Here is a 21,883-nt window from a genome sequence, read left to right as displayed (position 1 = left end):
CGCCCGTGCTCCACCTCGCACCACCGGTACTCCTCGCACGGCCCCCCGCGCCCGGCTTCGGCCGGGCGTGGCGGGGCCTGCTGGCGAGGGCGCTGCGCCGTGAGCGGCCCGCCGGGGCCGCCGCCCGCCCGGCCCCGGCCGTGCCCCCGCCGGCCGCGGCATCGCCGTACGGAGCCGGGCCCGCCCACCGGAGCGGGTCCCTGCACGACAGCACCCCGGCCGACCACGGGGATCCGGCGTGGGGTCCGCCGCGCCCGACGGTCTCCGAGCTCTACCACGCCCACCGGCTGCCGATGGTCCGCCTGGCCCTCCTGCTCGTCGACGACCCCGCCACCGCCGAGGACGTGGTGCAGGACGCGTTCACGGCCCTGTACCGCCGCCACGGAGAGGACATCGCCGAGGTCGACAACGCCCTGGGCTACCTGCGCACCGCCGTGGTCAACACCTCCCGGTCCGTCCTGCGCCGCCGGCGCACGGCCCGCGCCTGGACCCCGCCCCCGGCGCGGGACCTGCCGTCCGCGGAGGAGCACGTGGTCCTCGACGAGGCCCACCGGGAGGTCCTCGCCGCGCTCGCCCGGCTCACCCCGCGCCGCCGGCAGGTCCTGGTGCTGCGCTACTGGGCCGACCTGAGCGAGGCGGAGATCGCCACCACCCTCGGGATCAGCCGGGGCGCGGTGAAGTCGAACGCGAGCCGCGCGCTGGACGCGCTGGAACGGATTCTGGAGGGACGCGTATGACGTACGGAGAGCGCCCCGACGGGGCCGCGTGCGAAAGACCGGTCGAGCGCAGGCTGCGGGCCGCGCTCGACGCCCGGGCGGCCTCGGTCACCGTACGCGAGCTGCGCCCCGCGGCTCCGCCCGGGCTGCACCTGCGGCGGCCGGGGCCCCTGGCGTGGCTGCGTTCGCGGCGCTGGGCGGTGCCGCTGGCGGGACTGGCCGCGGCGGCCGCCGCCGTGGCCGGATACGCCGTCCTGGCCCCGGATGCGCCGCCCGCCCGCCCGGTGCCGCCTGCCTCCCCGCCCGACCTGGGTTCCCCCGGGCCCGGGCCGGGCCCGTCCGGCAGCCCCGCCCCGTCGGCGGTGCCGTCGTCCCCGCCCGCGACACCGGGGAGCCGGACGGCGCCGCCCCCCGGTGCGTCGCCGGGCCCGTCGGGGTCGCGGTCGGCGCCCCCGGCCTCCCCGTCGCGGTCCGGGCATCCGCCGGGGGCGCCGTCGGCAACCGGGACTCCGCTGCAGTCCTCGCCGTCGCGTATCCCGACCCCCAGCGCGAGCAGGACGGGCTGAGCGGCCGTGGCGAAGCCGGCCGCGGTTCGGCAGCGCGGTTCGTCAGCGTGGTCCGGCAGCGCGGTCCGGCAGCGCGGATCGGCAGCGCCCCGGAGGGGCGCGGGGCTGTGCGACCGGCCACAACCGGGCCGCAGACGGTCACCGGCCCCTCGCGGCACCTCCCGCGGAGCGCCGGGCGCCGGAGGGCCCTGGCCGCGACCGCTGCCGCGGCCGGGTCAGTCCGCGGCGTCGGCCGGGCCGGAGGCGCCGGCGCAGGCGAGGTGCCCCCAGCGGGCGCCGACCTTGGCGATGGTCTCGCCGGACGCGTACGGCTTCCCGCAGGGGCAGCTGCCGGGGAACTTCGCCTTGACGGAAGCGCGGCCGCGGCCGGACGCCGCCTTCTTCGCCCGGGTGCCGGCGGTCCCCCGGGCGGGCGCGGCACGGCCGGGGTCCGGCAGGGGCGGGTCGGTGTGGCCGAGCGCGGTGCCGGCGGCCTCCTGGGAGACGGCCGCGTCGCTGGCGGCCTGGTCGGCGATGGCGTTCAGCCGGTCGCCGTCCGTGCGGTGCGCGGGGACGTAGCGGAACTCCACGTCCCGCTCCGCCAGCAGCCCGTCGATGCGCTCGACCAGCTCCCGGTTGGCCACCGGCTTGCCCGCGGCGGTCTTCCACCCGTTGCGCTTCCAGGCGGGGAGCCACTGGGTGACGGCCTTCATCGCGTACTGCGAGTCCATGCGCACCTCGACGGCCGTCCCCGGGGCGAGCGCCTCGAGCAGCCGCTGCAGGGCCGTCAGTTCGCCCACGTTGTTCGTGGCCCGGCCCAGCGGGCCGGCCTCCCACCGCTCCGGGCGGCCCTCGGCGTCGGCGATGACCCACGCCCATCCGGCAGGCCCGGGATTGCCCTTCGCCGCCCCGTCGCAGGCGGCAATGATCCGTTCAGACATCCCTCGATCATGCCCCAACCGCGGGGGTGCCCGTGCCGGGCCGGATGTTTTCCACGGCGGCGACCAGCGGGGCGAGCTCGGGCTTGAGCCCGGCCTCGTCCAAGGCCTCGCGCAGCGCGGTGTCGTTGGTCGGCCGGGCAGCGGCCAGCAGGGCCAGGCCCGCCTCGCTCACATCGGTGTAGATGCCGCGGCGGTCGGTGTCGCAAAGGTAGCGGCTCAGCAGCCCGCGGTCCTCCAGCCTGCTGACCAGCCGGGTGGTGGCGCTCTGGCTGAGGACCACCGCGTCGGCGACCTGGTTCATGCGCAGGTGGCCGCCCGGCCCGTTGTGCTGGCGGCTGAGGACGTCGAGCAGCGAGTACTCGCGCACGCTCAGCCCGTGCTCGGCCTGCAGGGCCCGCTCGATGTGCGCCTCGATCCGCCCGTGCAGCAGGGAGAGGGCGCACCAGCCCTGGGCGAGGGCGGTCAGCGCGCTGTCCGTGGCCGTCATGGGCTCCTCCTTGCAGATCCCCGGTCCGGGCCGGTTCCCCGTACGCGGGTACCTCCAGGATAGGCGACGGACGCAATAGCCCGCGCTTGCAAGTATCCCGCGTCTGCAATTAATGTGTACGCAGGCAGTCGGCGATCGCAATCATTGGCGGTGCTGCCGCGCCCACCACCACCCCCACCCCTGAAGGGCACCTCCCCTCATGCCTCTCGCCCTGCTCGCCCTGGCCATCGGAGCCTTCGGGATCGGCACCACCGAGTTCGTGATCATGGGTCTGCTCCCCGAGGTCGCCGCCGACTACGGCGTCTCCATCCCGACCGCCGGCTACCTCGCCAGCGGATACGCCCTCGGCGTCGTATTCGGCGCGCCGCTGATGACCGTGCTGGGCACGCGCATCCCCCGCAAACGCATGCTGATGCTGCTCATGGGACTGTTCGTGGCCGGCAACGTGCTCTCCGCACTCGCCCCCGTCTTCAGCGCCATGCTGGCCGGGCGGGTCGTCGCCTCCCTCGCCCACGGCGCCTTCTTCGGCATCGGCGCGGTCGTCGCCGCGGAGCTCGTCGCCCCCGAGAAGAAGGCCGGCGCGATCGCGATGATGTTCACGGGCCTGACGGTCGCCAACGTCGTCGGCGTTCCCCTCGGCACCCTCGTCGGCCAGACCTTCGGCTGGCGCACCACCTTCCTGCTCGTCGCCGCCCTCGGCCTCCTCGGGCTGCTCGGGATCGCCCGGCTGGTCCCCGAACCGCCCCGGCCCGAGGGCGTCCGGATCCGCCACGAACTGGCCGCCTTCAAGAACGTCCAGGTGCTGCTCGCGATGGCCATGACCATCCTCGGCTTCGGCGGGGTCTTCGCCGCCATCACCTACATCACGCCGATGATGACCGAGGTCGCCGGCTTCGCCGACTCCTCCGTCACCTGGATCCTCGTCCTCTTCGGTCTCGGCATGGTCGCCGGCAACTTCGTCGGCGGACGGTTCGCCGACCGGGCGCTGATGCCGATGCTGTACGCCTCCCTGGGCGCTCTGGCGCTCGTCCTGGCCCTCTTCACGCTCACCGCCCACTCCAAGGCCGGCGCCGCCGTCACCGTCGTCCTCATCGGAGCCCTCGGTTTCGCGACCGTCCCTCCCCTGCAGAAGCGGGTCCTCGACCAGGCCGCCGGTGCGCCCACCCTGGCCTCCGCCGTCAACATCGGCGCCTTCAACCTCGGCAACGCGCTCGCCACCTGGCTGGGCGGGATCGTGATCGCCGCCGGGTACGGCTGGACCGCCCCGAACTGGGTCGGTGCCGCCATGGCCGGCTCCGCCCTGGTCCTCGCCCTCGTCTCCGGCGCGCTGGAGCGGCCGACGGCCCTCCGCCCGGGGCGGCTCGCCGCCGCCTCCGCATCCGCCCGGGGCGCCGCGGCTCCAGAGGCCGTCGCCGCCCGCCGCTGACCCGCCCGTCCGCCGATCAGCCGATCAGCCGATCCGCGGCACACCCTCCGCACTCACACCGCCACCCGACCGCACCAACCCGGGAGAACCCCGCCATGTCCACCGCCATCCGCCCCCGCACTGCCGTCGCCCCGCTGACCACCGACGACGCCGAGCTCCTCGTCTCCGCCGCCCGGGCCGCCGCCGAAGCGGCCGGCGCCACCGTGAGCGTCACCGTCCTCGACGCGGGCGGCCACCTGCTCGCCTTCCGCCGCGACGACCGGGCCGTGCTGATCTCCGGCGAGACCAGCACCCGCAAGGCCTTCACCTCCCTCCAGCTGAACGCCCCCACGGCCGACCTGGTCGACGCCGTCCGCCCCGACGGGCCGTTCCACACCCTGCCCACCGCCCTCGACCGGCCGCTGCTGTTCATCGCCGGCGGGCTGCCCGTCCGTCGCGAGGGCCGGACCATCGGCGCCGTCGGCGTGGGCGGGGCCGCTCCCGACGAGGACCACGGCTTCGCCGCCGCCGCCCTCGCCGAACTCGCCGCACACGACGGGGACGGCGCGCCGGCCGCCTGAGGCCCGCGCCGAGTCGCGAGCCCGTGTCCCCCGTGCCAGGTTGGTACCGGGGCCACGGGGATACGGGGACACGGGTGCATCATGAGACGAACCGGGCAGTACAGGACAGGCCGCGCCCTGGCGACGGCGGCCGTCGCCGCGCTGGTCGCCTTCGCCGTCTCCTCCTGCACCGCCGCCCCGGGCGGCGGCCGCGGGACGGGCGCCGCCCCCACCGGCCCGGCCGGGCAGGTACCGGGCACCGGACCGGCGGCCGCGCCGACCCTTCCCTCGCCGACACCGTCGTACCCGATGTCCTCCGCCCCGCGGACCATCCCGGCCGTACGCGAGCACACCCCCGCCCGCGGCCCCGGCTGGAAACCCGCCCCGGGCGCGCGGGTCGTCGTACCGGCGGCGAACAGCGCGGCCCTCGCCGACGAGGGCAGGCTGCTCGCCGGCGAACTCCGGCTCGGCTTCACCGACAAGGCCGCCGCACGTCCCGGGGACGTCGAACTCGCACTCGCCGCGCCGGACTCCGGGCCCCCTGAGTCGTACACCCTCACCGTGAAGGACGGCCGCGCCCGCGTCACCGGCCCCGACCAGGCCGGGGTCTTCTACGGCACCCGGACCCTCAAACAGGCGGTGAAGGCGGCCGGCTCGGCTCCCGAGGGCACCGTGCGCGACGCGCCGGCCAAACCGCAGCGCGGCCTGAACCTCGACACCGCCCGGAAGAACTACACCGCGCCGTGGATCGAGGCCCGGCTGCGCGAAATGGCCGACCTCAAGCTCAACCAGCTCGGCCTGCACTTCTCCGACGACCAGGCCTTCCGGATCCAGTCCGACACCCACCCCGAGATCGTCTCCACCCCCCACCTGACCAAGGCGGAGGTCCGGCGGATCACCGAGCTCGCCGCCCGCCTGCACATCGCCGTCGTCCCCGAGATCGACTCCCCGGGCCATCTCGGCGCGGTGCTGCGCGCCCACCCCGACCTGCAGCTGCGCGACGTACAGGGCCGCGCGGTCAAGGGAGCCGTGGACATCTCGAACCCGGCCGCGGCCCGGCTCGTCGACGAACTGCTGCGCGAGTACCTGCCGCTGTTCCCGGGCACCACCTGGCACCTGGGGGCCGACGAGTACCAGGCGCTGGTCTACCGCGACCCGCAGGCCTCCTTCCCGCAGCTCGCGCAGGCCGCGCGGCAGCGGTACGGGCCCTCGGCGAAGGTGCAGGACCTCGCCACGGGCTGGCTGAACGACCGGGCGGGCGTGGTGCGCCCGGCGGGCCGGGTGCCCAAGGCGTGGAACGACGGCCTGTTCGCGGGCGGGGTGGCGCGGGCCGCGCAGGACATCCAGGTCGAGTACTGGACCGGCCGTGAGACCGGGGCCCGGCCGCCGCTCCCGTACCTCGACGAGGGCCGCAAGGTCGTCAACCTCAACGACGAGTACCTCTACTACGTGCTGGGGCAGCCGAACCAGTTCACCTACCCCACCGGCCGGCGGATCTACGAGGAGTGGACCCCGCTGGTCCTGCGCGGGACCACCCCCGTGCCCGCCAGGTACGGGCCGCAGATCCTGGGCGGCCGGCTCGCCGTCTGGAGCGACCTCGCCGGGGCCCAGACCCAGGCCCAGGTGGCCGACGGGATCCGGCTGCCGCTGGCCGCGCTGTCCCAGAAGGTCTGGGACGCGCGGCCCCCGCAGCAGCCGTGGACCGACTTCGAGGCCCTCGCCGACCGGCTCCGGCCCGCCGGGTCCTAAGGCCTGTCTGATAATTGATCTTGTGGCAGGTCGAGGCGAGTTGACGGATGCGGCGTGGGAGCGGATAGAGCCCTTGCTGCCGCGCATGGACGGGCGTGGGCGTCCGTGGCGTGATCACCGGCAGGTGGTCAATGGTGTGCTGTGGCGGTTGCGGACCGGGGCTCCGTGGCGTGACCTGCCTGAGCGGTATGGGCCGTGGCAGACCGTCTATGAGCGGTTCGCCCGCTGGGAGGCGGATGGCACGTGGGCAGCGCTGTTGGAACACGTGCAGGTCCGCGACGACGCGGTGGGCCGGGTTGAGTGGACCGTTGCTGTCGACTCCACGGTCAACCGGGCCCACCAGCACGCCGCCGGCGCGCGTAAAAAGGGGCCGCAGGCGGGGACGAACTGGAAGATCCGGGCCGCTCGCAGACGCGCCAGGCCCTCGGCCGGTCCCGGGGCGGGCTGACCACCAAGGTCCACCTCGCCGTCGACGGCCGGGGCCTGCCCCTGTCCATCGTGCTCACCCCGGGCAACATCAACGACGCCACCGCGTTCGCCCAGGTCCTCGACGGGATCCGCGTCCCGCGCGCCTCCACCGGCCACCCGCGCACGACACCGGCCCGGGTCCTGGGCGACAAGGCCTACTCCAGCCGGGCGATCCGCCACCTGCTGCGGCGCCGGGGCATCGCCGCCACGATCCCCGAGCGCCGCGACCAAGCGGCCAACCGCCGGCGCCGAGGGCGCCTCGGCGGCCGGCCGCCCGCCTTCGACAAGGAGGCCTACCGCGACCGCAACGTGGTCGAACGATGCTTCGCACGACTCAAGCAGTTCCGCGCGATCGCGACCAGGTACGACAAGCTCGCCGACCGCTACCGCGCCGGAGTCGTGCTGGCCTCGCTGATCCTCTGGCTCCGCGAACCAGCCAGATGATCATTTGTCAGACACTGCCTAGCAACGGGGTGCCCGGACCGGGCGCGCCGGTGGTTCAGCCCGCCCGGCCCTTGTGCTCCCGGACCTGCCAGCGGTGCCGGAGCCACTGGGCGAGCAGCGGCAGCGCCATGGCCACCGTCAGGGTCCAGGCGGCCGCGAATCCCCAGATCAGCGGCGGGGACACGGTGATCGACGCCGCGATCAGCAGCCCCATCGTCACCGCGCCGAGCGCGCACGCCGCCATCGCGCGGTGGCGCAGCCTGCCGAAGCGCAGGATCCGGCCGAGCGAGCGGTCCTGCCTCAGTTCCGCCTCGATGGCGGAGAAGGCGCGCTGCTCGCGGTCGGAGAGTCCGGCATCGTCCATGGCGACCTCCGTCGGCTGCAGCTCGCAGGGTGCGTGCTGCAGCCTCTGACCTGCGGATACCCGGTCCGCGGGGGGTCAACCCCGGGTCACCAGATGGAGTCGACCCACTCCGGGTGGTCGATGAACGGGTTGCGGTTGTGCTGGTAGGTGTTGTAGATGATCTCGTTGCGACGCTTCTCGAAGGCGTCCGGCGGGTCCAACCGGTTCCATTCCTTCAGCACGCTGATCCGGCCGAACAACGGCGCGCTGCCGTTGTCGACCCGGTCGTTCATCTCCAGGTCGGCGAAGCCGTCGCCGCCGTCGTAGCGCACCGCCATGTACAGCAGCATCCGGGCGACGTCGCCCTTGACCGCGTTCCGAGGCTCGAAGGAGTCGGCGTCGGTGTAGCTGCCGGGGGCCTCGGCGACGGGGCTGCCGCCGCGGTCGAAGTCCTTGTTGCCGCGGGTGCTGTTGACCGTGACGTCCTCGGGGCGCAGGTGGTGCAGGTCCGTGCCCGGGCCGGTGGCGGTGCCGAAATCGCCGTGGCTCTTGGCCCAGACGTGCTCGCGGTTCCAGTCGTTGGCGCCGCCGCCGTTGGTGGACTTGGACTGGGAGCGGCCCGAGTAGAGGAGGATGACGTTGTTCGGGTTCGCCGGGTCCTGGTCGGTGACCTTCAGCGCGTTCCACACGGCGTCATAGCCGATCCGGGACTGGTTCTTGACGATGTCGTGGAGCGCGGCCTTCAGCGCTGCCCCGCTCTTGCCCTCGGCGGGCGCGTAGTACGCGTCGACGGTGGTGTACGCGCCGGCCGCGGCGGCGGCCGTTGCGGTGCCGTCGGCGGCATGGTGCGCCGTACCCGCCGTGGCGGCGGCGGGTATGGCCACCAGGGTGGCCGCGGCGAGGGCGGCGGCCCAGGAGGTTCTCCGGGAGATGGACATGATGTGGGGGATCCTTTCCGTGCGCACCGCCATCCCCGCCGGTGGGTCGACGGGGTGTCAGGTGACGGAGCGACGGTCATATTGTCATGTGCCGTACAGGTGAAGTGCACGTGTCGGGAGCCCGGACATTTCCTGTGGGTCCGGTACGCCGATCGGGTGACAGTCCTCTTGGCAGGAGCCCGGAGCACGGGCAGTGTGGCGCGGGGCCCGGCAAGGACCGGGCGGACACGAAGACCACGATCGTGCGAACACCCCTACCGGGAGCAGCCCATGACAGCGAAGATCCTCATCGTGACCGGCGACGCGGCGGAGGCGCTGGAGGTCCTCTACCCGTACCAGCGCCTGCGCGAGGAGGGGTACGAGGTCCACATCGCGGCGCCCGCGGTGAAGCGGCTGCGGTTCGTCGTGCACGACTTCGAGGACGGCTTCGACACCTACACCGAGAAGCCGGGCTACTCCTGGCCCGCCGACGTGGCCTTCGCCGACGTGGACCCGGAGCAGTACGCGGCCGTCGTGGTACCGGGCGGCAGGGCGCCGGAGTACCTGCGCAACAACGAGGACGTGCAGCGGATCCTGGGCGCCTTCGCCGCCTCCGGCAAGCCGATCGCCCAGATCTGCCACGGCCCGCTGATCACCGCGGCGACCGGCTCGCTGGACGGTCGGCGGGTGACCGCGTACCCGGCGCTCCAACTGGACATGAAGGCGGCCGGCGCCGACTTCGAGGACGCCGAGGCCGTCGTCGACGACAAGCTGGTCTCGGCGCGGGCCTGGCCCGACCACCCGGCGTGGATGCGCGAGTTCCTGAAGGTACTCGCCGTCGAGGCCCCGGTGGCCTGATCCCGGCGGCGGCGAAGGGGGCGTTCCCCCTCTGCTCGTGAAGGTCCGGGCCGGGGACTGACGGGACGGCGGTGGCGTGCCGCGGCGGGCAGGATCTTCCCGAAGCGGCACCGGCCACCGCTGTCCGCGCGGCGGTCGAAAGGACACGCCGTGACCGGATCCCCGGCCCGGCGCAGGTTCATCGGCGCGGACGGCCGGCGGGCCGCTTCGTGGAGCGGACCACCGACCGGCGGTTCGACGGGCCGACGGCGGCGGCGGTGCGCGGCGGGCGCCCGTGGGCGGTCAACGCCGCCTTCGACGCCGACCGGCCGGACCCCGCCACCGCGTAGGGCGCCGTCAGCTGCCCGTCGTGATCTGCGGAGCGGGCTCGTTGCGGTAGGCCGGTCCGAAGTTCTTCTTCACGGCCGCGTCCCAGGACCCGTCCGAGACCATCTTCTTCAGGGCGGCGTTGACCTTGTCGACCAGCTCCTTGTTGCCCTTCTTGACGCCGATGCCGTAGCTCTCGTTGCTCAGGCTCAGCCCCATGAGCTTGAACTTGCCGGTGTTGCCCTTATGGGCGGCGTAACCGGCGAGGATGGAGTTGTCGGTGGTCATGGCGTCCACGAGGCCGTCCTGGAGGGCGATGACGCACTCCGAGTAGCCGCCGAGCTCCAGCAGGCTCGCCTTCGGCGCCAGCTTCTCCTTGACGTTCTGCGCCGAGGTGGAGCCGGAGACCGAGCAGAGCTTCTTGTTGTTGAGGTCCTCGGCCTTGGTGATCGTCGCGTCGTCGGCGCGGACGAGGAGGTCCTGGTGGGCCGTGAAGTACGGGCCGGCGAAGTCGACCTTCTCCTTGCGCTTGTCGCTGATCGAGTAGCTCGCGGCGACGAACTTGACCTCGTTGTACTGCAGCAGCAGCTCGCGGTCGGAGCTGTCGACCTTCTTGAACTCGATCTGCTCGGGCTTGTAGCCGAGCTCCTTGGCGATGTAGGTGGCGACGTCCACGTCGAAGCCGGAGAAGGTGCCACCGGTCTCGCGCAGGCCCACACCGGGCTGGTCGAACTTGATGCCGACCGACAGGGTCCCCTTGGGGCCTTCGTCGCCGCCGCAGCCGGTGGCGGTCAGGGCGAGGCCGACGACCACGGCCATCGCACCAGCCTTGGGAACCCTCATGTTGTGCACTCTTTCCTAGGGGGTCGCGGCATGCGGAGCGGGATCACCGGATCGCGCGGAACCGCGGAAATGTGAAAAGCGTTCGAGACGCGTGTACGAGGAAGCTAGGAATGCCGCCGCCGCGGTGTCACTGGAATTGAGCGAAACTTGAGGTAACGATCCGGCTCGACCGGCGTTCCTGCGGCGATTACGGCTGCGAACGGGATGGAGAGGGGCGCACGGGGCGCCGCGTTCGGCGCGGGTGGGCAGAAAGGGCCTGCTTATCGGCGAATGGGTGAATGTCGGATCCATTCGGACATTGCGCCTACCGGGCGTCGGGTGTCGTGGCCCAGGCGGCCGGCCTCGGCGCAGTGCCCTGTGCCGGGCCGAGGGCTGCCCCGGACGCAGTGCCGCCGCAATGGCTCGCCCAGGGCGGCGCGGCGCTGCCCGCCGCGCTCCGGGTCGGCGTCGACAAGGCGTGGGCCCGCCGCCGGCGAGCGGTGGACCGGTCGGCTCGCCCGCGACCCGCAGAACCGCCTCGCGCTGCCGAGACGGCCCCGGCCGGACGGCCTCCGCTGTGGCCGGGCGGCCCGCGCCGCCGCGGCTGAGCGCTCCGGCGGGACGCGCGCAGCCCCACTCGCGCCGCTCGCCCCCGTCCGGGCGCGAGAGCGGTACCTCGCCGAGCAGGACGCTCAACCCGTCAGGCGGAGCACTCACCCGCCAAGCGAAGCGCGCGGTCACGGCTGCCCGTTCGTCACCGGCAGCAGTCATTCGGCCACGAATTCAAACTGGTGATCGACTTTGGCCGGAAACCCGCTATGATCTCGGCAGCAAGGCCGTAGCGCAGAGGTCGTCGCGCCCTAGCATCGAGCTGGAGGACGTCGGTTCGAATCCGACCGGTCTTGCGTCTTCTTCAAGTCGTAGCGGACGCCGGGCACCGGCGAAGGAACCGGTGGAGTGGTGATGACACGGCCGATACCCGTGCGGTGCCCTGCGATCGAGCACCCCGACCTGCCGCTCGCCGACCCGGCCGGTCTCGACCCGCTGCTCGCGCGGCTCGCCGCGGCTGAGGAGGTCGCGGCCGACGAGGCCTTCACCATCGGCACCCTGCGCACCGACGGACGTGTCGACCTGTGCAAGCAGGGCCTCGGGCCGGCCGGCGCGGCCCGTGTCGCAGCCGCCGCAGCCCGCTCCCCGCACGCCCGGCACCTCCTGCTCGGCACCAACTCCATCGGCGACGAGGGGGCCCGCACGCTCGCCGGCGCCCTCGGGGACGGCCACGGCCTGCACACCCTCTACCTGGGCTGCAACCGGATCGGGCCGGACGGCGTCGCCGCCCTCGCGGACGCCCTCGCCGACGACACCTCCGTCAAGGCCCTCTGGCTCAAGCGGAACCCGGTCCTCGCCGACGGCGCCGCGACCCTGGCCGCCCTGCTCCGGCGCAACCGCACCCTGCGCACCCTCGACCTGGTCAACACCGGCATCGGCAGCGACGGCGTACGCCTCCTCCTCGACGCCCTCCGTACCCGCGAGACCCCGTTGGAGCGTCTCTTCCTCGGCGGCAACGGCCTCACCGCCGCCGACGCCCCGCTGCTCGCCGCCCTCATCCGGGACGCCGGAGTCCGCGAGCTGTACCTCCCCGCCAACCACCTCGGCGACGAGGGCACCGCCGTCCTGGCCGCCGCCGCGGCCGCCGAGCCCGCCCGCCCGGTCCGCCTCGGCCTCGGCGGCAACGGCATCGGCCCCGACGGCGCCCGGGCCCTCGCCGACGCCCTCGCCGGCATCGAAGCCCTCGACCTCGGCCGGGCCCTGTCCGAGCGCAGCCTCGGCTCCACCGGCAACACCACCGGCGACGAAGGGGCGTACGCCCTTGCCGCCGCCCTGCCCGGCAGCCCGCTGCGCCGCCTGGAGCTGCGCCACACGGGACTGACCGGACGCGGCGCGAAGTGCCTGCTGGCCGCCGTCCCCGACGGCTCGCCCCTGGAGTACGTGGGCCTCGGCCCCGGCCTGCCCCGCAAGGTGAAGCGCTCCTTCGCCGGCCGGCTGCGCCCCGCCCGCGGCGCCCACCCCGACCTCAGCGCCATCACGAGCGTGTACCGATGAACGCGCGCCCCGTTAACCGCGGCCTCGACCGGCTGCCCGGCGGCTTCCTCCCCGAGGACGGCCCGGCCTGGCAGCGCATCCGCCGCTACGCCGTGCCCGGCTGGATGATCGAGCGTGCGACCGGGCACCGGCTCGCCGGCGACTGGCGGGCCGCCTGCGCGGCCGCCGCCGTCGACATCACCTTCGACCTGCCCGAGATCGCCGCCGAGCACGGCCGGCCGGTCGCCGAGGCGGTGGAGGAGGACCTGCACCACCTGGCCCCGGACCTGGTGCGCTGGCACCTGCCCCGCCTCCTGGGAGGCCGTACGACCCACGCCGGCTTGACGCGTGTGCTGCTCGCCCGCTACGGCACCGGCCACGACGCGCCGGTCCTCTCCGTCACCACCGGCCCGATGACCGACGGGCCGCAGCGGCTGAGGCTGCGCTGCACCCCCGTGGACCCCCTCGAGGAGAACCATCTCGTCGACACGCCCGCGCCCCGGGCGAGCTACACCCCCGAGAACTGGATCGCCGCCCGACCCCTCTGGGACGCCCGGCACACCGCCGAACTCCGCGAGCGCTTCACCGGCGGCGCCGACCGGCTGCCGTTCTTCCGCCCGGACGGCACGCCGCTCGGCCCCGGGGAACTGCCCACCGCCGATCCCGGCCCGGCGGACCCCGCCGCACGCGCCGAGTGGGTCGCCCTGCTGCAGGCCCGCGGTGAGTACGACGCGGCCTACGAAGCCGTCGGCGCCGACCGGGACATGACCGTCCCCGAGTCCACGTCGGAGTACGCCCGTCCGGTGGACCCGCGGGAGCTGATGGCCACCGACGCCTTCGACCTGGCCCGCCTCGAAGCGGAGGTGCGCCGTCTGGCGGAGGCGGGCGAAGACAGCAGGTTCCGGATTCCCGTGCAGTGGTACGGCGCCCTGGTGGTGGAGCCGGTGGGCGCGCGCGGCATGCGCCTGTCCGCCGTCGCAACGGGCTGGGACACGCCGCAGGAGAGCGCCAGGATGCCCGTGTTCGCCCGGAAGCGGCTGCCCGACCTCGAACTGGTCCGCACCGGCCGGATCACCCCGCGCGAACTGCACCCCCTCGTCGCCGAGGCCCTCTTCCCCGAGGCCGGCCCCGCGTCCGGCCCGCCCGGAACGTCCCCGGCGCAGCCGGTACGGGTGCGCTGCCGCGGCGAATGGCACGGGGTGCGCGTCCAAGGCGGCGCACTGGACCTGCCGGCGCACACCGCGGAGGAGCAGCAGCGCGAGCGCGCCATGCGCGCGTTCGGCGGCGCCGTCGCCGGCTGCTTCGCCGTGCAGCACGACTGGACCACGGGCGGGGGGCGGCTGCCGCGTGCCCTGCGGGCACAGATGCGCGACCTGTTCCTGCGCGCCCAGCACGGCGACACCCCGGGAGTCGTCGCGCTGCTGGACGCCGGCATGGACCCGCGGGTCCGCGACCGGCGGGGGCAAACCCTGATGCACGTGCTCCACCTCCTGGACCACGCGGTGCTGCTGCCGCGGCTGCTGGCGGCGGGACTGGACGTGGAGACCACGACGAAGGCCGGCCTCACCCCGCTGCAGGTGGCCGTCCAGAACGGCGGCTCCGCCGACCTGGTGCGGGCGTTCATCGAGGCCGGCTCCCGGATCGACGTCATCGACGACCTGGAACTGTCGCTGGCCCAGGTGATCCGCCGCTACGAGCGCACCGATCTCGCCTTCCTGCGCACCCGTGTCGAGGAGGAGTTCCCCGGCATCGGCTCCGAGTGGCTCGACGAGTACATGGACGAGCGTGACGCCATGAACGCCGAGTACGAGGAAAGCGAAAGCGACGAGGACGCATGAGCACCCGGCCGCCCGGCCCCCTCGCGGCCGCAGACGCCCTCGGCGCCCGGCTGCGCGCCACCCGCACGGAGCCCGCCGCCAACCCTCAACTGGAGGCCCTGTGCCTGGCCGTGACGGCCAATCAGCCGGTCCTGCTGTGGGGTGAGCCCGGCATCGGCAAGTCCGCCGGCATGCAGCAGCTCGCCGACGCCCTCGGCATCGGGCTGGAGACGGTCATCGCCAGTGTCCACGAGCCCTCCGACTTCGCCGGCCTGCCCATCGTCGGGGACGACCCGGCGACCACCGGTGTGCCGATGGCGCCGCCGGACTGGGCGGTGCGCCTCGCCCGCACCGGACACGGCCTGCTCTTCTTCGACGAGCTGTCCTCCGCGCCGCCCGCCGTGCAGGCGGCCCTGCTGCGCGTCGTCCTCGAACGCCGGGTCGGCAGCCTCACCCTGCCCGAGTCGGTGCGGATCGTCGCCGCGGCCAACCCGCCCTCCAGCGCCGCCGACGGCTGGCACCTCAGCCCGCCGCTGGCCAACCGGTTCGTCCACCTCGACTGGACCCACAGCCCGCGCACCGTCGCCCGCGGCATGGCCGGCACCTGGCCCGAGGTCGCCCTCCCGGCCGTGGACCCGGCCCGCGTCTCCGGCGCCGTCGCCCGGGCCCGCGGTGTGGTCTCCGGCTTCCTGACCGCCCGGCCGGGCCTGGTCCACCACATGCCGAACGAGGCCGAGGGCCGCGGCCGCGCCTGGCCCTCCCCGCGCACCTGGGAGATGGCGCTGCGGCTGCTGGCCACCGGGTACGCGGCCGGAGCCGGCCGGGAGGCCCTGGCCACCGCGCTCACCGGGGCCGTCGGCGAGGCCGCAGGCATCGAGCTGCTGTCGTACCTGGAGAACCTGGACCTGCCCGACCCGGACCGGGTGCTCGCCGATCCGGACGCCTTCGCCCTGCCCGAACGCGGCGACCGGCAGCTGGCGTTCCTCATCGCCGTGGTCGCGGCCGTCCAGGGCGAGCTCACCCGCCCGCGCTGGGAGGCCGGCTGGGCGGTGCTCGCCAAGGCCGTGGACGCGGGCGTGCCGGACGTGGCCGCGCGGGCCGCCGCCGACCTCGCCGCGATGCGCGACCTGGACTGGCCGGTGCCCTCCGGCATCGACGCGTTCGTCGAACTGCTCCAGCTCTCCGGCGCACTGCCCGGCAGCGGCTGACGGCCGTGGACGCGGAGCAGGCCCGTCTCGACCGGGCCAAGCTGCTCGCCGCCCGCTACCGGGCGGCGGAGGCCCGGCCCTACCTGGCCTCGGCCCTGTACGCGCTCACCGTCGTCCCCTCGACGGCCGTCCCGACCATGGGCGTGGACCGGCACTGGCGCTGCTACGTCTCGCCCGCCTTCGTCGACGCGACCCCCGTGGCCGAACTGGCCGGCGTGTGGATCCACGAGGTGGCCCACCTGCTGCGCGACCACCACGGCCGGGCCGGTCGGCTCCCGGCCGCCGACCAGGGCGACCAGGTCCGGATCAACATCGCCGAGGACTGCGAGATCAATGACGACCTCCTCGCCGACGGGCTGGCGCTGCCCGAGGGGCGGATGGAGCCCGGGTTGTTCGGCCTGCCCACCGGAGGCATGTTCGAGGCGTACCTGCCGTCGATCCCGCCCACCCCGCGGCACGGCATCGACTGCGGCTCGGGCGCCCACGGCATGCCCGCCCCCTGGGAGCTCGGCGATGCCGCCGGCACCGCCCGGATCAGCCCGGTCGAGGCCGAGGCGCTGCGGCGCCAGACCGCGCAGGCCATGCGCGCCCACCAGCGCAGCCGCGGCACGCTCCCGGCCGGCTGGGAGCGCTGGGCGACGGAGGTGCTGGAGCCCACCGTCGACTGGCGGCGCGCGCTGACCGGCGCGGTACGGGAGGCCGCCGCCTGGGCGGCCGGAGCCGTCGACTACACCTACCGGCGCCCCTCTCGCCGCACGCCCGCCCTCGGCGGCCGGGTGGTGCTGCCCAGCCTGCGCCGGCCGCTGCCGCGGGTCGCGGTCGTCATCGACACCTCGGGGTCGATGGGGGAGGACGAGCTGGCCGCCGCGCTCGCCGAAGTGACCGGTGTGCTGCGGGAGGTGGGGGTGGGCGGAAACCGGGTCGCGGTGCTGGCCTGTGACGCGGACGTGCAGGCCGTGGCCCGGGTGACCAGCGTCGACCAGGTGGCGCTCGCAGGCGGCGGCGGAACGGACATGCGGGTCGGGATCGGTGCCGCGCTGGCGGCGGCGGACCGGCCGGACGTCGTCGTCGTGCTGACCGACGGTTTCACGCCATGGCCCGGCGAGCCCTCCTCCTGCAGGGTGATCGCCGCGCTGATCGGCGAGGGGGCCCCGCAGCCCCCGGACTGGGTGGAGACCGTACGGGTCGGCCCCGGATCGTAGGGGCCGGCCGCCGGAGCGGAGGCGCGCACCCGGATCCCGCATGGCCGGGAACATGCGGTCACCCGCGCCGGAGCCGCTCCGCATGACAGCATGGCCGGACAACACCCGAGAAGCGGAAGGGGAGTTCGGTGAGCGGTTCGGCGAGCGGAGTACGCAAGAGCCTGGCGAAGGTCGAGGTCGCGCTGCGGTGGGACCCGAGCCCCGCGGGCACGCCCCCGAACGACCTGGACATCGTGGCCGCGGTCTACGGCGCCGCCGACCCGTACGGGCAGCCCGTCCAGGTCGTCCACTTCGGCAGCCGCTCGCCCGACGGCACCATCACGCTCAACCGCGACAGCCGCACCGGCCAGGGCTTCGGCCACGACGAGGTGATGGTCCTCGAACTGGACCGGATGCGGCCGGAGTCGGTGCGGGTCGTGGTGGGCGTGCTGATCCAGGACGCGGGCCCGCGCGGCGGCCACCGGAAGACGTTCGCCGCCATAGGGGGCACGGGCGTCCGGATCCGGGAGGGCCACAGCGACCTCGCGGTCACCGACTTCGCGGCCGTGCCGCACGCCACGGCGGCAACGGTCGCGCGGTTCACGCGCGACGGTGCGGGCTGCTGGCTGCTGGACACCGCCGTACAGGGCTTCGACGCCGATGCGGAGGAGTTCGTCCGGGCGATGGGCGCCGAACGGCACTGACCCGGCAGGGGTGAAGGGGCCGGCCGTGCGGACCGGGCGGCCGCCGCCCCTCGCGCGGGTGGCCGCCGCCCGGTCCGGCCGGCGCGCTGCCGCCGTCCCCACGAGGCAGCGCGGGGCGGGCCCCCGTCCGGTCATCGGTGACGGGGCCCACCGGTTCAGGGAGCCGTATCCGGGCCCGGTTCGGGCGCCTGCTGCGGGTCGGGGCCCGGTTCGGACGCCTGCTGCGGGCGGCCAGGGGGTGCCTGCCGCGGGCCGGCGTCGGCGCCGGGTGCCGCGTCGGCCGCCAGGCCCAGAGCGGGCAGCAGGGCCGCGTCGACGAACCGCACCAGGTAGTCCGCGTCCGCGTACCGCCCCTCCAGCACCGGCCGGATCCGCAGTACGCCCATGAGCTGCGCAGGCAGGAACTCCACGGCGGGATGGTCCGGGGCGATCTCCCCGCGTGCCACCGCCCGCGCCGCCATCGCCGCGAACGCGGCCAGCTCCGGCTCGACCAGCGCCTCGCGCAGGGCCGCCTGGAGCTTCTCGTCGCTGAGCACCGCGTGCCCGAGCGCCTGGGTGAGGCGGGTGTCGCGCCCCGAGGTGCCGGCGGCGATGCGGGCCGCCTCGCGCAGGTCGCCGGCCAGGGAGCCGGTGTCGACCGCGGCCAGGGTGCCCTGCCGGTGCGCGCGCAGAGCCGCCGCGACCAGTTGCGGCTTGGTCTTCCACTGCCGGTAGAGCGTCGACTTGCCGCAGCAGGCCCGGGCGGCGACACCTTCCATGGTCAGGGCCTCATAGCCGTGTTCGCGCAGCTCGTCCAGGACGGCGTCGTAGAACTCCTGCACCCGCTCGGGGGTGATCTTGGAGCGGCGCCCGGCGGGCTGCGTCGACGTCATGGGTGCGGCTCTCCTCGGGGGCTCCGCGGCAGATGCTTCGGTCACCGAAGTGTAGAGGAACGCCCGCGTATCGGTACACCGGCGTATCGGTACGTGAACGTATCGATACACTGGCGTTTCGGTGGTGGGGGCCCGGACCGGCCGCCCGCCACCGCCGGGCCGCCGCACACGGCGGCCCCCGCTACGGGACCGATGACAGGAAGCGAGACCGGGGGAATGACCTCCCACACGACACCTGCGGGGCCGACGGGCGGCCGGGGGGCAGCGCGCCGCCGGCTCCTGCGCGAGCTGCTGCTCGTCGCGGGGCTGTTCGCCGTCTACAAGGCGGGCCGGCTGCTCTCGACGGACCGTACGGACGACGCCTTCGGGAACGCCGCCCGGGTCTGGGACGCCGAGCGGGCCCTGCGCCTCCCAAGTGAGGGAACGATTCAGCGGCTGCTCCTCCAGGGCGCCGGAGACACCGGGGCGCCCACCGGGGACGCCGCCGGGGACATCCTGGTCCACGCCGCCAACACCTACTACGCGGCCGTGCACTTCCCCGCCACCGCGCTCTTCCTCGTCTGGCTGTACCTGCGCAAACCCCGCCACTACCGGTGGGCCCGGCGTGTCCTCACCGTCCTGACGGGCGCCGCCCTCGCCCTGCACCTGGCCTTTCCGCTGGCCCCGCCGAGGATGCTGGCCGCCGCGCACCTCGTCGACACCGGGCAGGCCTACGGGCCCTCCGTGTACGGGGCCTCGCCCGCCGCCGACACCCTGGCCAACCAGTTCGCCGCCATGCCCTCGCTGCACTTCGGGTGGGCGCTGGTGCTCGCCCTCGGCATGATCGCCGCCGGCCGGACCCGCTCGCCGTGGCACCTGCTGTGGCTGCTGCACCCGCTGCTGACCCTGCTCGTCATCGTCGGCACGGCCAACCACTACTGGCTCGACGCGATCGTCTCCGCCGCCCTGCTCGGCGCCGCACTCCTCGCCGTACCCGGCCCGCAGGCCCCCTCCCGCCCGCGTGTCGCGGTACGGCACCTGCCGCGGGCCCGCCGCGCGGCCGCGCGGGCAGAACGGGCCGCGTCGGCCGAGCCCGCCGAACCGGCCGGAGCCGGCCGGTGAACGCCACCGTCCTCGCCGTCGCGCTCTGCCTCGCCTCCGCCGCGGCCTACGCGGCTGCCGCGGTCGCGCAGGAGCGCCTCGCCCGCGCCGGCGCCGCCCGCACCGCCCGCGCCCTGCTCGGCAACGGCGCCTGGTGGTGGTCCGCGGGCCTGAACACCGCCGCCGCGCTGCTGCACGCCGCCGCCCTGCGCTACGGGCCGCTCACCCTGGTCCAGCCGCTCGGGGCGCTCACCCTCGTCGCCGCCGTCCCCATGGGCGCCCGCCGGGCCGGCCGCCGCGTCGACGCCACCGAATGGCGGGGCACCCTGGCCACCGTCGCCGGGCTCGGCCTGCTGCTGCTCCCGGCCTCCGGGCCGACCCCGAACGACACCCTCACCCTGGCCGAGGCGCTCGCCGTGTCGGGCGCCACCGCCGCCGCGATCGGCCTGCTGACCGTACGCAGGGAGGTGCGCTCGGGGCTGCGGCACGCGACCGCGTCCGGGCTGGCCTCAGCCGTCGCCTCCGCTCTGACCCAGACGGTGGCGGTGGCGGGCGGTCGCGCAGGACCGCTGCCCGGCGGGCGCGTCCTCGCCGTCGCAGGGCTCGTCGCCGTCTTCGCGGTCGGCGGGATGCTGCTGTCGCAGCGGGCCTACCGGGGCGGACTCGGCGCGCCCCTCGCCGTGGTCAACCTGGCCAACCCGCTGGCCGCGGCCGCGATCGGCATGGTCCTGCTCGGCGAACGCCTCCAAGGCGGCACCGTCGGCCTGCTGCTCGCGGTCGCGGGCGCGCTGGCGGCGGCCCGAGGAGTGCTGCTGCTGACCCGTACGGCCCCGGGACAGCGGGCGGACCCAGCCCGCCGCGGCCCCCGCCGCGGCCGGCCGTGTGGCAGCATGACCGCATGAGGCACATGACCGGCACGGCTGCTGACGGATCGTTTCTCTCGCTGTGGTCCAAGAACTCCGTGCTGTCCATCGGTTCGGTGGGCTCGGTGCTCTCCATCGGCTCGGTCGGCAGTGTGCTGTCGGTCGGCTCGCTCGGCTCCGCGCTCTGCCTCGGCTCCGCCGGCTCCTGGCTGAGCTCGGGCTCCCTGCTCAGCGCCCTGTCGAACCGCTCGGTGCTGTCCTACCGGTCGAACCGGTCGGTGCTCGCCGCCGGTTCGCACGGCACGGCGGTGCGCTGCCGGCGCGCCCGCGGGGGCCTCGCCGCTGCCGCGGTGGCCGTCGCGGCGGTCGCCTGCGCGCGGGCCCGCCGGGGCTGAGAACCGTTTCGCCCCTCCCCGCGTCCTCCTTTCCGAGACCGACCACGCAGCAGGAGAGCGGAGTGAAAACGGCATGGGGATCGTCAGCTGGATCATCCTGGGGCTGCTCGCCGGCGCCATAGCCAAGCTCCTGCTGCCGGGCCGCGACCCCGGGGGCGTGATCGGCACCACCCTCATCGGCATCGTCGGCGCGTTCATCGGCGGCTGGCTCTCCGCGAAGTTCCTGGACAAGCCGATCGCCAACGAGTTCTACGACCCCGCCACCTGGGGCTCGGCGATCGCCGGCTCGCTGGTGCTGCTCATCGGCTACCGGATCCTCTTCGGCCACTCCCGCGACTGAACGGGCGGCCCGCCCGCCGCTTTGCCGAAGAGCCGCACCACCTGACGGCCTGCCGGCTGCCGCAGCCCCGGCGGCACGTGCGGACACTGCCCGCCGACCCGACCCGACCCGACCCGACCCGACTCGGCCCACGCCCTCGGCCAGGACCGGGTCCGGCCCGCGGACGTCCTGTGCGCGATCGGCCGGGAGCGCCCGCCTGACGGGCCCGGGCCCGGACCGTCCGGCACCCACCTCGCCGCGGCAGGACCCGGCGGTCGCCGGGCCGGTGCGGACCGTCTCCCGCGGGGGCGATGCCCTGCCGCGCGATCCGGACCACAGTCGGGCCGGGGTGCCGTCGTCGACGGCCGGGGCCCGCTGCGCACCGCCCTCCCCCCGAGAAGTCGTCGCCGGGGCCGCGCAGCGCAACGGCCGGGCCGCGCCGGTCGTCAACGGCGCGGTCCGCGACAGCGTCGCCCTCGGCGGGCTCGACCCCGGCGCCGTCACCACCGGCGGTGGCGTCTTCCGCCGCCCCCCGCGGACACGGTGCACGCGGACGACGCGGCGTCGTGGTCCTGCCCGGTGGCAGTCGGCCGCCTGACCCGCCCGCCCTGCGTGCAGGACCCGCCCCGCCGTTCGAGGAACGCCCCTCCGGCGGCGGAGGGGGCGGAATCCGGCCATGACCCGCGCGGCGGGCCTGGCGCGGGGAGGCGCCGGCGGGCTTCACTGCGGGGCCATGACACGACACCGGATCACCGGCCTGCTCGGCGCGCTCGCGCTCGCCGCGGCCGCCCTGGCCCCCGC

At 75.0% G+C, this 21,883-nt stretch carries 20 protein-coding genes, 1 tRNA gene and 1 pseudogene; 16 read left to right on the top strand and 6 right to left on the bottom strand.

Features of this window, described 5'->3' with window-relative positions; translation table 11 throughout:
• Positions 1-5 precede the first annotated feature (5 nt).
• Positions 6-737: a SigE family RNA polymerase sigma factor gene (locus HYE82_RS02630; RefSeq protein ID WP_309144178.1), complete on the top strand. Its 732-nt coding sequence runs from the start codon at positions 6-8 to the stop codon at positions 735-737.
• A gap of 760 nt (positions 738-1,497) precedes the next feature.
• On the opposite strand, the gene HYE82_RS02625 is transcribed toward HYE82_RS02630, so the two are convergent.
• Positions 1,498-2,202: a ribonuclease H gene (locus HYE82_RS02625; RefSeq protein WP_179172254.1), complete on the bottom strand. Its 705-nt coding sequence runs from the start codon at positions 2,200-2,202 to the stop codon at positions 1,498-1,500.
• A gap of 7 nt (positions 2,203-2,209) precedes the next feature.
• Entirely contained in the window at positions 2,210-2,689 is a 480-nt protein-coding gene (locus tag HYE82_RS02620; protein WP_179172253.1) for a MarR family winged helix-turn-helix transcriptional regulator, read from the bottom strand.
• Between the two features lie 199 nt (positions 2,690-2,888).
• Here HYE82_RS02620 and HYE82_RS02615 point away from each other — a divergent pair, with 199 nt between their 5' ends.
• The 4 genes from HYE82_RS02615 to HYE82_RS02600 all read left to right on the top strand — a co-directional run bounded on the left by HYE82_RS02615 (position 2,889) and on the right by HYE82_RS02600 (position 7,315).
• Positions 2,889-4,115, top strand: coding sequence for an MFS transporter (locus tag HYE82_RS02615; protein WP_179172252.1), 1,227 nt, complete (start codon positions 2,889-2,891; stop codon positions 4,113-4,115).
• 95 nt (positions 4,116-4,210) lie between these two features.
• Positions 4,211-4,675 (top strand): heme-binding protein, encoded by a 465-nt coding sequence (locus HYE82_RS02610; protein WP_179172251.1) that lies wholly within the window; start codon positions 4,211-4,213, stop codon positions 4,673-4,675.
• 81 nt (positions 4,676-4,756) lie between these two features.
• Positions 4,757-6,403, top strand: a complete 1,647-nt coding sequence (locus HYE82_RS02605) for a glycoside hydrolase family 20 protein (protein WP_179172250.1) — start codon at positions 4,757-4,759, stop codon at positions 6,401-6,403.
• Positions 6,404-6,425: 22 nt separating this feature from the next.
• Positions 6,426-7,315 (top strand): IS5 family transposase gene (locus HYE82_RS02600; protein WP_179172249.1). Its coding sequence is split into 2 segments (ribosomal slippage): positions 6,426-6,774 and positions 6,774-7,315, totalling 891 coding nucleotides; the frame shifts between segments, so codons are not numbered across the junction.
• Between the two features lie 55 nt (positions 7,316-7,370).
• Here HYE82_RS02600 and HYE82_RS02595 read toward each other — a convergent pair.
• On the bottom strand, positions 7,371-7,679 hold the full coding sequence (locus tag HYE82_RS02595) for a DUF3040 domain-containing protein (protein WP_179172248.1): 309 nt from the start codon (positions 7,677-7,679) through the stop codon (positions 7,371-7,373).
• A gap of 86 nt (positions 7,680-7,765) precedes the next feature.
• The gene (locus HYE82_RS02590) at positions 7,766-8,596 is read right to left on the bottom strand and encodes an endonuclease I family protein (protein ID WP_179172247.1); all 831 of its coding nucleotides are present in this window, start codon (positions 8,594-8,596) and stop codon (positions 7,766-7,768) included.
• A 270-nt stretch (positions 8,597-8,866) separates the two neighbouring features.
• Between HYE82_RS02590 and HYE82_RS02585 the strand changes: the two genes are divergently transcribed.
• Positions 8,867-9,433: a DJ-1/PfpI family protein gene (locus HYE82_RS02585; RefSeq protein ID WP_179172246.1), complete on the top strand. Its 567-nt coding sequence runs from the start codon at positions 8,867-8,869 to the stop codon at positions 9,431-9,433.
• Positions 9,434-9,769: 336 nt separating this feature from the next.
• On the opposite strand, the gene HYE82_RS02580 is transcribed toward HYE82_RS02585, so the two are convergent.
• Positions 9,770-10,582, bottom strand: coding sequence for a glutamate ABC transporter substrate-binding protein (locus HYE82_RS02580; protein ID WP_179172245.1), 813 nt, complete (start codon positions 10,580-10,582; stop codon positions 9,770-9,772).
• A gap of 811 nt (positions 10,583-11,393) precedes the next feature.
• Between HYE82_RS02580 and HYE82_RS02575 the strand changes: the two genes are divergently transcribed.
• From HYE82_RS02575 to HYE82_RS02550, 6 genes are all read left to right on the top strand, one after another.
• A tRNA-Arg gene (locus tag HYE82_RS02575) sits at positions 11,394-11,466 on the top strand.
• A 58-nt stretch (positions 11,467-11,524) separates the two neighbouring features.
• Positions 11,525-12,664, top strand: a complete 1,140-nt coding sequence (locus HYE82_RS02570; protein ID WP_179172244.1) for a gala protein — start codon at positions 11,525-11,527, stop codon at positions 12,662-12,664.
• Positions 12,661-14,481 carry an ankyrin repeat domain-containing protein gene (locus HYE82_RS02565; RefSeq protein ID WP_179172243.1) on the top strand — a complete coding sequence of 607 codons (1,821 nt, stop codon included), beginning with the start codon at positions 12,661-12,663 and terminating at the stop codon, positions 14,479-14,481. Before HYE82_RS02570 ends, HYE82_RS02565 begins: the two co-directional genes overlap by 4 nt.
• Positions 14,478-15,668, top strand: coding sequence for an AAA family ATPase (locus HYE82_RS02560; RefSeq protein ID WP_179172242.1), 1,191 nt, complete (start codon positions 14,478-14,480; stop codon positions 15,666-15,668). Before HYE82_RS02565 ends, HYE82_RS02560 begins: the two co-directional genes overlap by 4 nt.
• 5 nt (positions 15,669-15,673) lie before the next feature.
• Positions 15,674-16,870 (top strand): VWA-like domain-containing protein, encoded by a 1,197-nt coding sequence (locus tag HYE82_RS02555; protein WP_179172241.1) that lies wholly within the window; start codon positions 15,674-15,676, stop codon positions 16,868-16,870.
• A 128-nt stretch (positions 16,871-16,998) separates the two neighbouring features.
• A complete protein-coding gene (locus HYE82_RS02550; RefSeq protein WP_179172240.1) occupies positions 16,999-17,553 on the top strand; it encodes a TerD family protein in 555 nt (184 codons plus the stop codon).
• A 284-nt stretch (positions 17,554-17,837) separates the two neighbouring features.
• On the opposite strand, the pseudogene HYE82_RS02545 reads toward HYE82_RS02550, so the two are convergent.
• A pseudogene (locus tag HYE82_RS02545) lies at positions 17,838-18,425 on the bottom strand (TetR/AcrR family transcriptional regulator); the annotation flags it as partial.
• A gap of 216 nt (positions 18,426-18,641) precedes the next feature.
• Between HYE82_RS02545 and HYE82_RS02540 the strand changes: the two are divergent.
• From HYE82_RS02540 to HYE82_RS02525, 4 genes are all read left to right on the top strand, one after another.
• Entirely contained in the window at positions 18,642-19,526 is an 885-nt protein-coding gene (locus HYE82_RS02540) for a phosphatase PAP2 family protein (RefSeq protein ID WP_179172238.1), read from the top strand.
• Complete coding sequence (locus tag HYE82_RS02535) at positions 19,523-20,407, top strand: hypothetical protein (protein WP_179172237.1); 885 nt, start codon at positions 19,523-19,525, stop codon at positions 20,405-20,407. The genes HYE82_RS02540 and HYE82_RS02535 overlap by 4 nt, the downstream gene beginning before the upstream one ends.
• Positions 20,404-20,763 carry a hypothetical protein gene (locus HYE82_RS02530; RefSeq protein WP_256986865.1) on the top strand — a complete coding sequence of 120 codons (360 nt, stop codon included), beginning with the start codon at positions 20,404-20,406 and terminating at the stop codon, positions 20,761-20,763. The genes HYE82_RS02535 and HYE82_RS02530 overlap by 4 nt, the downstream gene beginning before the upstream one ends.
• 73 nt (positions 20,764-20,836) lie before the next feature.
• Complete coding sequence (locus tag HYE82_RS02525; protein WP_179172236.1) at positions 20,837-21,103, top strand: GlsB/YeaQ/YmgE family stress response membrane protein; 267 nt, start codon at positions 20,837-20,839, stop codon at positions 21,101-21,103.
• Positions 21,104-21,883 lie beyond the last annotated feature (780 nt).

The sequence above is a fragment of the Streptomyces sp. BR123 genome, from assembly GCF_013401435.1.
In the GTDB taxonomy this organism is placed as follows: domain Bacteria; phylum Actinomycetota; class Actinomycetes; order Streptomycetales; family Streptomycetaceae; genus Streptomyces.
This window is presented reverse-complemented; position numbering and strand designations above follow the sequence as displayed.

Excerpts from the sequence above, each read along its gene's own strand:
- HYE82_RS02565 (WP_179172243.1), top strand. The coding sequence starts at position 12,661 with ATGAACGCGCGCCCCGTTAACCGCGGCCTCGACCGGCTGCCCGGCGGC.
- HYE82_RS02560 (WP_179172242.1), top strand. The coding sequence starts at position 14,478 with ATGAGCACCCGGCCGCCCGGCCCCCTCGCGGCCGCAGACGCCCTCGGC.
- HYE82_RS02530 (WP_256986865.1), top strand. The coding sequence starts at position 20,404 with ATGAGGCACATGACCGGCACGGCTGCTGACGGATCGTTTCTCTCGCTG.
- HYE82_RS02570 (WP_179172244.1), top strand. The coding sequence starts at position 11,525 with ATGACACGGCCGATACCCGTGCGGTGCCCTGCGATCGAGCACCCCGAC.
- HYE82_RS02590 (WP_179172247.1), bottom strand. The coding sequence starts at position 8,596 with ATGTCCATCTCCCGGAGAACCTCCTGGGCCGCCGCCCTCGCCGCGGCC.
- HYE82_RS02610 (WP_179172251.1), top strand. The coding sequence starts at position 4,211 with ATGTCCACCGCCATCCGCCCCCGCACTGCCGTCGCCCCGCTGACCACC.
- HYE82_RS02540 (WP_179172238.1), top strand. The coding sequence starts at position 18,642 with ATGACCTCCCACACGACACCTGCGGGGCCGACGGGCGGCCGGGGGGCA.
- HYE82_RS02595 (WP_179172248.1), bottom strand. The coding sequence starts at position 7,679 with ATGGACGATGCCGGACTCTCCGACCGCGAGCAGCGCGCCTTCTCCGCC.
- HYE82_RS02580 (WP_179172245.1), bottom strand. The coding sequence starts at position 10,582 with ATGAGGGTTCCCAAGGCTGGTGCGATGGCCGTGGTCGTCGGCCTCGCC.
- HYE82_RS02615 (WP_179172252.1), top strand. The coding sequence starts at position 2,889 with ATGCCTCTCGCCCTGCTCGCCCTGGCCATCGGAGCCTTCGGGATCGGC.
- HYE82_RS02585 (WP_179172246.1), top strand. The coding sequence starts at position 8,867 with ATGACAGCGAAGATCCTCATCGTGACCGGCGACGCGGCGGAGGCGCTG.
- HYE82_RS02620 (WP_179172253.1), bottom strand. The coding sequence starts at position 2,689 with ATGACGGCCACGGACAGCGCGCTGACCGCCCTCGCCCAGGGCTGGTGC.
- HYE82_RS02605 (WP_179172250.1), top strand. The coding sequence starts at position 4,757 with ATGAGACGAACCGGGCAGTACAGGACAGGCCGCGCCCTGGCGACGGCG.
- HYE82_RS02625 (WP_179172254.1), bottom strand. The coding sequence starts at position 2,202 with ATGTCTGAACGGATCATTGCCGCCTGCGACGGGGCGGCGAAGGGCAAT.
- HYE82_RS02525 (WP_179172236.1), top strand. The coding sequence starts at position 20,837 with ATGGGGATCGTCAGCTGGATCATCCTGGGGCTGCTCGCCGGCGCCATA.